Origin of the sequence: Rothia dentocariosa ATCC 17931 (genome assembly GCF_000164695.2) — a bacterium.
GTDB classification, from domain to species: domain Bacteria; phylum Actinomycetota; class Actinomycetes; order Actinomycetales; family Micrococcaceae; genus Rothia; species Rothia dentocariosa.
The window spans coordinates 2039813-2051436 of the sequence record NC_014643.1 but is presented as its reverse complement, the minus strand read 5'-3'; the positions used below and the strand labels follow the sequence as shown (position 1 = coordinate 2051436).

The 11624-nt window shown below is 49.7% G+C and carries 8 protein-coding genes; 5 read left to right on the top strand and 3 right to left on the bottom strand.

The features are described 5' to 3' along the window. Positions 1-189: 189 nt before the first annotated feature. A complete protein-coding gene (locus HMPREF0733_RS08830; protein ID WP_013398998.1) occupies positions 190-774 on the bottom strand; it encodes a hypothetical protein in 585 nt (194 codons plus the stop codon). A 365-nt stretch (positions 775-1139) separates the two neighbouring features. Between HMPREF0733_RS08830 and HMPREF0733_RS08825 the strand changes: the two genes are divergently transcribed. The 4 genes from HMPREF0733_RS08825 to HMPREF0733_RS08810 all read left to right on the top strand — a co-directional run bounded on the left by HMPREF0733_RS08825 (position 1140) and on the right by HMPREF0733_RS08810 (position 9798). Then, positions 1140-3746 carry a DEAD/DEAH box helicase gene (locus tag HMPREF0733_RS08825; RefSeq protein WP_013398997.1) on the top strand — a complete coding sequence of 869 codons (2607 nt, stop codon included), beginning with the start codon at positions 1140-1142 and terminating at the stop codon, positions 3744-3746. 534 nt (positions 3747-4280) lie between these two features. After that, positions 4281-5645 (top strand): hypothetical protein, encoded by a 1365-nt coding sequence (locus HMPREF0733_RS08820; protein WP_041321768.1) that lies wholly within the window; start codon positions 4281-4283, stop codon positions 5643-5645. A gap of 693 nt (positions 5646-6338) precedes the next feature. Beyond that, complete coding sequence (locus tag HMPREF0733_RS08815; RefSeq protein WP_041321766.1) at positions 6339-7679, top strand: hypothetical protein; 1341 nt, start codon at positions 6339-6341, stop codon at positions 7677-7679. Between the two features lie 667 nt (positions 7680-8346). Continuing rightward, entirely contained in the window at positions 8347-9798 is a 1452-nt protein-coding gene (locus HMPREF0733_RS08810) for an alpha/beta fold hydrolase (RefSeq protein ID WP_013398992.1), read from the top strand. 76 nt (positions 9799-9874) lie between these two features. On the opposite strand, the gene HMPREF0733_RS08805 is transcribed toward HMPREF0733_RS08810, so the two are convergent. Next, on the bottom strand, positions 9875-10477 hold the full coding sequence (locus tag HMPREF0733_RS08805; protein ID WP_013398991.1) for an NAD(P)-dependent oxidoreductase: 603 nt from the start codon (positions 10475-10477) through the stop codon (positions 9875-9877). Between the two features lie 158 nt (positions 10478-10635). Between HMPREF0733_RS08805 and HMPREF0733_RS08800 the strand changes: the two genes are divergently transcribed. Continuing rightward, entirely contained in the window at positions 10636-11034 is a 399-nt protein-coding gene (locus tag HMPREF0733_RS08800; protein ID WP_041321764.1) for a winged helix-turn-helix transcriptional regulator, read from the top strand. A gap of 21 nt (positions 11035-11055) precedes the next feature. On the opposite strand, the gene HMPREF0733_RS11190 is transcribed toward HMPREF0733_RS08800, so the two are convergent. Beyond that, positions 11056-11370, bottom strand: a complete 315-nt coding sequence (locus HMPREF0733_RS11190; RefSeq protein ID WP_141744372.1) for a hypothetical protein — start codon at positions 11368-11370, stop codon at positions 11056-11058. Positions 11371-11624 lie beyond the last annotated feature (254 nt).

Here is an 11624-nt window from a genome sequence, read left to right as displayed (position 1 = left end):
ACATTTACCTTATATATGTGACATGTTGCATTGCAGATTTTATAGTTTTCTGCTGTAGCGCTTATTTTCACGAGGGCCTAAGAAAACTAGCTACGATAGTTTTGTAGACAATCTAGATGAAACATACTCAGCAGGGGATGTCACGCAGTAATTTTTGGTGCGAAGATTCAAGATGCTGATTCAATACGTTCATGTGCCGCGGTAGAGTACATTCTCTACTCCACGGTTCGATAGTTCTTGCGCGAGCGCCACAATTTTCTCCGGGGTGACATCGTGAATATCCGATGAGGTTTCAAGAAGTATTCCCTGATGCAGGGGTTTTCCTAAGTCGCTGATTAGTTCGCATACTGCTGGTTCGCTGAAATAGGTTTTCCATCCTAGAGATGGTGTATACGCTTCTCTCTTCGGTACAGCACGTAACCAAGTGGTTGTTGTCCATGTCGCTAAGTGCGGTGACCAACAACGAATAATTGTTTCAAGCAGTTGGTGACTGGCTTCAAGAGTGAGTTCTCCCTGTGAAGATTCTGGCACTTCGGGGTCTCGCCAAAATTTGATCAGGACAAAGTTTTTAAAATTCTTATTGTCGGTTTGTATTCCCACGCATCCTTGGACAATTATTGGGAGCGGCCCCAGATATTCAAGGTTAAAGTAGTACCCAAATGAGGCATCTGCATCTGGAGTTTTTGCGCCCTCTAACTGGCCCAATAGCAGATCAGTCAGTCCGGGAGTAGAATTTTCAACATTGGCCCCTAGCCGCTGAGGAGCTTCACGCATGATACGCTAGTGTCCACCCGGGTACAATGACTCAAACGAGGTCATAAAATGGTGAAGTTCTGACACACAATCATCAAGAGTATTTTTCCTTGCGGTCGCCCAGTATCCCGCTATTTGTGTGTCCTTTAAGGATATTCTCATGCTATATTGCGTACTCCTTATCAGAAGGGAAACTAACCGCACTTCGCTATACGCAAGTCTAACAGTCAGAGGGGTTTCTGCTAGCGTAAAAAATGACCATAACCTAAGTTTCCTGCGGCGTGTATATCTTGCGCAACGCAATAGTCACCCAATATTGTGCGCATCGCTGATTTTGACGGATTCTGCTAATTCTCTGCCTCTAGACTCGGTAAAATTGAAGCACCATGAGCATTCTTGAATACCTTTCCCCCAAACTCGCGGAGAATCCCGGAGATTACAACCGGCGCGACTACACCGGCAATCCACTCACCCCGGATGAAATCTATGAGGCGTTCACCGGGTGGATCTCCAGCCGAGGCATGACGCTTTACCCGGCTCAAGATGAAGCTGTCTTGGAAATTGCGGCGGGGCATAATGTGGTGCTGGCTACCCCCACCGGTTCTGGTAAATCTACAGTGGCGGTGGCGGCGCATTTTACCGGTTTGGCAACTGGGCAGCGTTCCTACTACACCGCACCCATTAAAGCGCTTGTTTCCGAGAAGTTCTTTGATCTTATCGAGATTTTTGGTGCCGAAAATGTCGGTATGATTACCGGGGATTCGGCTATTAACGCGGATGCCCCCATTATCTGTTGTACCGCCGAAATCCTGGCGAATATTACTCTGCGCGAGGGTAAGACTGCGGATGTCTGCCAGGTTATTATGGATGAGTTCCATTTCTACTCCGATCCGCAACGCGGCTGGGCATGGCAGCTGCCGCTTTTAGAGCTTCCGCAGGCGCAATTCTTGCTCATGAGCGCGACCCTAGGCGACACCACGCGCTTCCAGGAAGAGATGACGACGCTCACCGGCCGCGAAAGCGTGCTGGTTGCCAGTAGTGAACGTCCAATTCCGCTTCATTTCTACTACTCAACCGACCCCATTCAGGAAACGGTTCAGGAGCTTGTGCAGACTAAGCAAGCCCCTGTCTATATTGTTCATTTCTCACAGAAGGCCGCCCTGGAACAGGCAAACGCGCTGCTGCCAGTAGCTATTGCTTCGAAGGAAGAGAAAGAGCGGATCGCGCAGCTTATTGCGAAGTTCAGGTTCGGTCCGGGTTTCGGCAAGGCGCTGAATAAACTGGTGCGGGCTGGTATCGGTATTCACCATGCGGGAATGCTCCCTAAATATCGTCGCCTTGTGGAGAGGCTTGCGCAGGCTGGGTTGTTAAAGGTGATTTGCGGTACCGATACCTTGGGCGTAGGCATTAACGTGCCTATTCGCACCGTACTTATCACGGCCCTGTCGAAGTTTGATGGGTCGAAGAATCGCCGTCTGCGCGCACGTGAATTTCACCAAATCGCGGGACGTGCCGGTCGAGCTGGTTTTGATACCGCTGGTACCGTAGTGGTGCAGGCGCCCGAACACGATATAGAAAATGCGCGCCTATTGGCCAAAGCACAGGCGAAGTTCGGTGACGATACAAAGAAGATTAATCAGTCACTGTCGTCTAAACGCAAGAAAGCGCCGGAAGGTTTTGTGGGTTGGTCAGAGAAGACCTTCGATCAACTGGTCGCGGCAGAGCCTGAGCCGCTGACCTCTTCGTTCGATATTACCCACTCAATGCTTTTGAACCTGATGCAACGCCCGCAGAACCCGGTGGTCGCAGCCTATCGCATTCTTCAGGTGAATCATGAGCCGCCGCAACGTCGCCGGGAACTTTTGCGTAAAGCAGTCAGTATCTATAAGGAACTACTGACCGGCGGGGTTATTGAGCGCACAGATACCCCGGATGAGCACGGCTCATACCTGCGGCTTACCGAGGATTTACAGGATAACTTTGCTTTAAATCAGCCGCTTTCGGCGTTCGCGGTGGCAGCCATTGAACTCTTGGATCCTGATTCTCCCAACTATGCTTTAGATGTTCTTTCGCTGATTGAGGCAACTTTGGAGCCGCCTCACCTGGTGCTATATGCACAGGAGCGTAAGGCTAAGAACGAGCTTTCAGCGCAGCTGAAGGCAGACGGTGTGGAGTATAACGAGCGTATGTATGAGCTCGATCAGGTAACCTACCCTCAGCCTCTCACTGAGTTAATCGAGCAGGCATACACTACGTATCAGCAGTCGGCACCCTGGGTGGCACGCTTTGAGCCGCATCCAAAATCTGTGGTGCGTGATATGTACGAGCGCGCTATGGGCTTCAATGACTTTGTGCAGTACTATGCGTTAGAACGTGGTGAGGGCGTACTGTTGCGTTACCTTTCGGATGCGTATAAGGCGCTGCGGCAAACGGTACCCGAGTCGGCCGTCAACGATGATCTTGCGGAGGTTATCGAGTGGCTGGGTGAACTAGTGCGCCAAACTGACTCATCGCTGGTGGACGAGTGGGAGAAACTTGCTGCTGGCGAGGATGCTGCATCTTTGGCAGCTGATCGTGCCGCCGCCGAGATTGAGGATGATACTCCCCCAGCCGTCACGAAGAATGTACGCGCGTTCCGGGTGATGGTACGCAATGCTCTCTTCCGCCGTGTGGAGCTTTTCGCCGATGAGCGAGAGAACATACTTGGGGAACTAGATGAGGTTTCAGGATGGGATGCTGACGCTTGGGCAGATGCGATGGATGACTATTTTGATGCCTACGACGATATCTATACGGATGCTGAGGCTCGCTCCCCTAAGCTCGTTCAGATTGACGATGATGTGCGGGAACATCCTGGCGTATGGAAAGTACAGCAGACCTTTGCTGATCCTGAGGACAACTTCGACTGGGGTATTCGGGCGGAGGTAAATCTTGCTGCCTCCGATGATGCTGGTTACCCAGTTCTGAAGATCCTAAGTGTGGGTGAATTCTAAAATATGTGCGATCAGCTGCGTACTTTCAATGCATTGTTTAAACATTTCATAGTCCACATACCGCGTTTATCGAACACGCTCATTTTCCAAATATTAAGAATAGTTTCTTTATTTAGAATAAGTATGTTACAAATCACAAACTTCCGCCAAAATTCCTAGATTTTTAGAATATTTAGTATCTTACATCACAAAAACTTCTATAAATCCTAAATTTTTTGTGATCTGAAACAAATTTTATGGAAGTGCACTACCAAAATCTCTCTACACTTCCGACCACTACAACCTTCAACCACGTAAACTATAGATACAGTTACGATTCAAAACACACAGATAACAAGAATCTAACCTTAATATCAGCATATATTCTGTCAAGTATATACTTGTACCTGAAATATACTGTTGATTACATATTAAGGCTCGCCTATGTAATTCTTTGTGTCTGTTGTGCTCAGTAACGCATCCCGGAATTTGCTCTGATAGGCAAACAGGGAAAGACAGTTATCACTACATCTCAGACATTTAGGATTATCATACGTGGCAAGCTCAATTTCTAGACGTCGTGTTATTCAGGGCACCACATGGGCAACCCCCATTGTTATCGCCAGCTCCGCTGTCCCTGTGTACGCATCCTCCCGCGAAAAATGCGTTCCCGACATTTCTGTCCCGGTTAACCAGAACCTCACTAATGATGGGTCATCTACCCTAGAAGCTTTCACCATTCCTGCTGGTGTTGAAACCGTTACTTTCCGCATTACTGGCGGTGTGGGCGGCTCTTACCGTGGTCTTGCAATGCATGGTTCCGGCGGCCGAGGCGCACTCATTACTGGGACTCTTGCGGTCAAGGAGAATGACGTTCTCAAGTTTGTTCTTGCTGGGGGCGGCGCCTATAACCGCGATAAGCCAACGGAACCAGGTAAAGGCTGGGCTAATGGCGGTTCACACGGGCCATCCTACAAAACGACCGACGCACGCACCGTCAAATTCTTTGAAGGCCCCAACACTGCCGAGGAATACTACGGCCCTACAGGCGGTGGCGCATCTGCGGTATTCCTCAATGACAAACTCATTGCTGTCGCCGGTGGAGGTGGCGGAGCGGGAACTAGGTTCTACTCCTACACCGTATGGAACGATATGCAGTCCGGCCCCCAACCCAAAGAGTTTCTCCCTCTCGTTCTTGAAACAACCGAAGCTGCCCAAGGCGGCAGCGGCGGTGCTGGAAACGGCGCAAATGGCAGCTCATTCTCTGAGATCTACAAGTTCTTCCCCGGTCCCAGCATAAGAGCAAACGGTGGTTTTGCGGGAGAAAATGGCAAAGGCGGCGCTGGCGCAACGACAGGTGGTCTGCGCAATATGGATTCCAATGCTTCCATTATTTTTGCCACTAACGATGAAAACGACGTATTTTATGAGGATGTAGCTGGCAAATCGGGTGAAGACGCTACCCTTGACGGAAATAGCCTCGGCAATAACGGCGGCACAGGCGGTGGCAGCGTAGTTGGTCGAGCCTTTGTCGATAACCGTCAGTTTACCCACAAATATCTGCACCAGGGCGCGATTGTGCATTCCTCAACCGGTGGCGGGGGTTACGGCGGGGGCGGTTCTGGCTCCGTAACAACCGCAAGTGCTTATGCTTCTGATCAGCGCTGGGTTAAATACGACCGAGGCGGCTGGGCTCCTGTTGGTGCTGCCGCTGTGTCTGGCGGCGCGGGTGCGGGCGGTTCATACCTAACCCATGACGATGCTCTCCTTGAAGGGCAGATCCTACCGGATCTGGCCACCCGTCCGGCTACTGCTTTGAGCCGTATTAACGCAGTAGCAGAACTTTCTTGGTGCCGCCTCCCCAACAACGAGGACCCCAAGAAAGAAAACTCGGATAATAAAGACAATAAAGGTGAGTAAGTAAATACAACGCCGAGTAGCACATGATGATGCTTACGCGTTACGGTGCTCTCTAGAGATAAGGCTTTGCATGGGTAGATATTCGACCATGCAAAGCCTTATCCCATATACCTCAAGTAAGTAAAAAGTTGACATCAATACTATTTCGAATCCAACTTCATACGTGTATCGCAACCCTTAAATTTTATCAAAAATAACTTTACCAATAAATTATTTCTAGCTACCCCTACACCCAAAATCTCCTCTTATGTATTTCATCATATTCCCTCAATCATTACATGACACATTTTAATGTTTTTACTCGAAATCACTCCGTGAGAGGTTGAGGGATTTATAAATATCACATCAATATTGACGTAAAATAGTGAATTTTATAATATTCCCAACTTCGGAAATACATTTCACGGAGAAAATACTCTATAATTCTTAAATAATCTATGCGCTTCAAGTAATCGCACTATATCCATCCCCGAAAGGCACCGTCACATAAAAATGATTTAGAATTTTCTTGTCTCCGTAGAGTCGCTTCATATCAGAGGTTTAACGTTCTGACTGATAAATCTACAGAGATACCAAGGAAATGACACCTATCGCCTACTAATAACATTGGCGATAATGCCATCATTCGATAGTGCGTCAAAAATAGCGCTAAGATTTTCATATCACTCATACATCAAACATTGGAAGGATGCAATGAAGAACTCCGTATCTCGCCGCAATGTTGTGAAAGGTGCTGCGTGGGCTACTCCTATAGTCGTAGCAAGCGCTTCAGTACCAGCTTTCGCATCATCACTGTGCACCCCGGATATTACTCTGGATGTACCCACTAACACTACGACAAACGGTGATTCTGTAACCCACACCTTCACCGCTGGCAATATTGAAGTCATGACCTTCACCCTTTTGGGTGGAGCTGGTGGTACTTATCAAGGCAATGCCCGCGATGGCCACGGTGGTTCTGGTGCTCTTGTTACCGGAACCCTCGATCTTAACCCAACCGATGAGGTAACCTTCATCATTGCTGGCGGCGGAGGCCCATATAATAATACCCCGTCTACACCGGGTAAAGGCTGGGCTGACGGTGGCTCTCATAGTGAAGCGATCATGGATGAAAATGAGTACACAAAGCGCTACAAGGAGCATTCTAGCAAGAGCCTAATAAACGAGCTATATGGTCCTACTGGCGGCGGTGCATCAGCAATTCTCTTGAATGGTACTCCTATTGCTATTGCTGGCGGCGGCGGCGGTGCAGGGGCTCGCCAGATTTCGCGTACTTCTTGGAATAAGGAGTTTTACGGTCCGCAGCCTGAAAGCTTTAAAGGTCTCAAATTCAATACAGGCGATATGGCAAGCGGCGGTTCTGGCGGACGTGTGGGTGAACGCGGCGGCAGCTACCAAGAAACCTACTTGTTCTTCCCAGGACCTGCCCTCAACATGAACGGTGGTCTTGGCGGCGGTAATGGGCAGGGCGGAGCAGGTGCACCTGCAGGTTCTTTGTCTGATCCGAAGAGCAACAGCGCTATTTCCTTTGAGGGTTCACAAGAGCGCTACTTATTCAGCCAAAACGTTGCCGGTAACGCAGGTGCCGATGCTACCCTCACAAAAAATTCCCAAGGAAATAATGGAGGTCAAGGCGGTGCAGGCGTGGTTGGTATCGGTATGGCTATTACCTGGTACCGCACAAGTGATCTGAACCAGTGTTCCATTCTCCACGGCTCAACCGGCGGCGGTGGATACGGCGGCGGCGGTAGCGCGTCAGTGACTACTGCTGCCGGTTATGGCGCGGATCAATCCTACGCCTCTGTCACAGGTTGGGTTGATGGGAACTACATCGAGGGGGGATACTGGTCACCAGTTGGCTCAGCGGCGTTCTCCGGCGCAGGTGGCGGTGGAGGGTCCTACGTCGATACCTCTCGCGTCTATGACTCCAATATAACTATTGGTAGCAACATTGGTAAGCCCGGTATGCGTGTGAATGGCGCGGCAACCGCTGTTGTATGCCGTAATTTCACAGCAGACAAGAAGACCAAGTAAATAAAGTACGGTGCGAAATACTTGTACGTATTTCGCACCGTATTTCTTTCCCTATAATACGTGTAACTAGGAATCTACACCTTATACGTTGATTGTTCCGTCCTCCTTACTGCACTTTGCAAATCTTTATATCAGCTTCTTAATGCCTTACCTTAATCCTATGAAAGCAAAATCCCCTTCTTATCTCGTCGAACTTCTTGTACAGGGGTCGGCATGGCATGTCCGCCTCGTGACAGCAAGCACTACCATTCCCAGCTCACGCATCATCAGTGGAATGTGAATATGGCGGCTAAGAACAAGTCTTTGCAAATACCTCATTCGATGGTACGTCACGTACATGTACAGTGACGGTAGATAAGAAGGATATGACATTTTCTATTACCAGTAGCTGTAGAAGGTCGTATCAGGTCTCTGCTCAAGGCGGCGGCGCAGGCGGTTCATATGTAGATAGCTCGCAAGTCTATAACTCTAATATTTCTTCAGGCACGACCCCGGGTTCCCCAGGTCGTCGTGTTAATGGAACCGCTGAGTCTTCGCTGTGCAAGCTTTCCTAACGCATTAAGTACGCACATGTAAGCGAATCTGACTTCTTGCTTTACGATAAAATTATCGCGCTCTGCCTTGAGAGGTGGGGCGCGATAGACTATATACAAATGAGTTTATAGGTATGAAAGAAGGTTCACTGTTGACCATTTCTGCACTTCCTCAAGTTGAATACCGCCAAGGCGCTATCGTCAAGCATGATGGATACGAAATTATCGACCATTGGTTTCAGGTTCCGCTCACTCACGGCCTGATTTTTTCCAAAGGGCGTGATGCCGCGCTATCTTCACGTTTTGCAGATCAAAGCATCAAAATTTTTGCTCGTGAAGTCATCAATACAAGCGAGACTCTGACTCTTCCCGTCGAGAAGCGTCCCTATATCGTCTATCTACAGGGCGGTCCTGGGTTTGGTTCCCCTAAGACCGGTTCCATCGGTGGGTGGATAGCCGAGCTGGCTAAAACTCACCGCGTTATCCTGCTGGATCAGCGTGGTACCGGTATGTCTTCTCCCCTATCCGCACGCAACATTACAGCGGTAGGTGACCCCCAGATTCAGGCCGAATATGTTGAGCTTTTCCGAGCAGACTCTATCATCGCAGATGCGGAAGCTATACGCGAGGTCTTACTCGCCAGCCGTAAGGACAAGCGGTGGTCAACCATCGGTCAGTCCTTCGGCGGATTCTTGACTCTGTCTTACCTGTCCTTCGCCCCACAATCACTGCGTGATTCGAGGATTACTGCGGGTTTGGCACCAATTCGCACCACAGTAGACAACGTGTACCAGCATACCTTCGATCGTATGGCTGAGCGCAACAAGGAATACTATGAGTGGTTCCCCGAGGATGCAGCTCTCGCTACTCGCATCGCAGAACATCTGCGCACCCACGAAGAGTACCTTCCCACGGGTGAGCGCCTGACCGACCACCGTTTTCAGATGGCTGGTCACTATTTAGGTGGGCGCTGGCGCGAGCGCGGTCTGCACTACTTCTTAGAAACTGCTTTCGCTGAAGGAGACGATCGCCTCTCAGATCAGTTCCTCTCATCTATGAGCAGCGAAGTTTCTTTCCTGGCAAATCCTCTCTATGCCCTTATGCATGAGACTATCTATGCAGATGGTCCCGCTGACGGTACCTTGCCGGGCATTGCGGGTTATGAGCTCTCACCTTCGCCCGCCCCCACTAATTGGGCAGCGGCACGGGTAGCTGCACAGCGCCCCGAGTTTTCTCCTGAAGCCGATACTCTATTCTTCACGGGCGAGCATATTTTCCCGTGGTACTACGAAGAAGATCCTGCGCTGCGCCCTCTGGCAGATGTTGCGCAGATTCTTGCGGAGAAGAAAGACTGGGGCCGACTCTACGATCATGAACAGTTGCATCGGAATGAGGTTCCGGTAGTTGCTGCAGCTTACAACCCAGATATTTATGTGGATTTTGAGAACTCAATGGAGACAGCCCGCTGGGTGGGTAATACTCAGGTGTGGACCTCAAAAACTCATCATCATGATGGTTTTGGTTCCGATCCACTCACTATTTTGGGCCATTTGAAGAATATGCTAGCCGAGGTCCATAATCAGTAAATTCTTTGTGAATACTAAAATCCGGTACAGCTTCTTAAGAAGCTGTACCGGATTTTAGTATTTCCAACCCTACATTTTAGTGAGCAACGGTAAAACGAACACCAGGATGTTTCGGGGTTTCCGCTTCGTCAAGCAGAGCAACAGCAAAATCCTCAGCACTAATCTCAGTACCAGCAGGAGTATCAAGCGATACATTGTATTTTCCGGTGCGCTCACCGGGACGGATAAGAGGTGCGGGGGAAAGCAACGTCCAAGCTAGCCCGTCGGATGCTCGGTATTCTTCAAGGATCTGACAGAAAGCTTTGGCTTCATTTTTGTACGCCTCGGGGAACCCAGCGGTATCAACGAGACGCACACCATTTTCGTCCATGAGGGAACCGGCACCACCTACAATCAGTAGACGGCCAGCAGGCTTGGCTGCAATTAGCGCTTTATGGGCGTTGATAACCGGATCTGCAGAAGTACCGCGACCGGCAGAAACAGCAATAATGGTAACGTCGTGACCGTTAACGATTGAGACAAGTTCGTCGGTGTTAGCTAGATCAACAGTTTTGCTTTCTGCACCGGGTACAGCATTGCCAGAACGGCTGTATGCATCGACCTGATGCCCGCGCGCAACTGCCTCTGCCACAGTGCGCTCCCCGACCATGCCGGTTGCCCCAATAACCGCGATGTTCATCTGTATATCCTTTCCTGTTTCCAAGCACGCCAATAGCTCGGATTTTTGTCTTGTACTCCCCCAGCTTGCCGGGCTTCCGAGACAATAGTATCCTTTAGTAACCAGATACCTCAAGGTAATTATAGAAACTTTCTCAATTTTTGGACTGGAAAGTAGTTATGGCTGCAACTCTGACATCACATAATGGAGCCCCCGCCAATATTCTGGCTAGCGCGTGTCCTTCACGTACTGTATTGCGACATCTTACGGACCGCTGGACTCCTATGATTGTTGCTGTTCTTGCCGATCAGCCAAGTGCTCGTTTTGGGGAGATTAAGGATCATATCGAAGGGTTATCCCCCAAAGTTCTTACCCAGACTTTGCGCTCCATGGAGCGCGATGGCCTGCTCACCCGCGCGGTCACGGCTTCCATGCCACCACGTGTAGATTATTCATTAACTCCGCTTGGTAATACACTTATTGCCCCGATGAATGCTTTACGCCAGTGGGCAGAAACTAATATGGATGCAGTTCTCGCCGCCCGCGAACGTTACGATCGGAACGTTGTTGCCTCATAGTTTTTCCTAGGCAGGAAGCATCTACCCCGCAAATTCAAAGCAGGGTGAAGTAATTCCGATTGCTCGGGCTACGACTTTATCGCGCCGTTTTTCTTCTGCGGCAACAGTAATAACAGTTTCGAGACGGTAAAGCCCTTCCTGAGCAGTTACATAAACCTCATGCGCAGACACCTGCCCGCCAAGAGGAACAGAGGTTGATTTGTTTGTTAGTGTTCTGTCTCGGCTTTGTCGTATAGGTATGCCCACTATTACGCACCTGGACCCCATCAGGGTCATAGAGGTAAACATCCAACTTGACGTCACCTTTGCCTTTGCGCCTACCATGGTCTGCGTCATGTGCCGCTACAGAGTATTTAAAAGAATACCGACATCCTGGTCGTAGCTGAGCTTCTGAATCGTAGCCAGCACGGTACGCCGTGCGCAAAACAATACTCGCTTTTTCATTGCCTACTGCGGTGCTTTCCGACATCCAGTATTCCTGCCCACCAATAATTTTTATCCCATTCGAGGCAGGCGATATCAGCTCCCCGGATGCAGGATTGGAGATAGACCACCGCTCCAACTGGGCAAAACTGGGTCCAGGTACATCT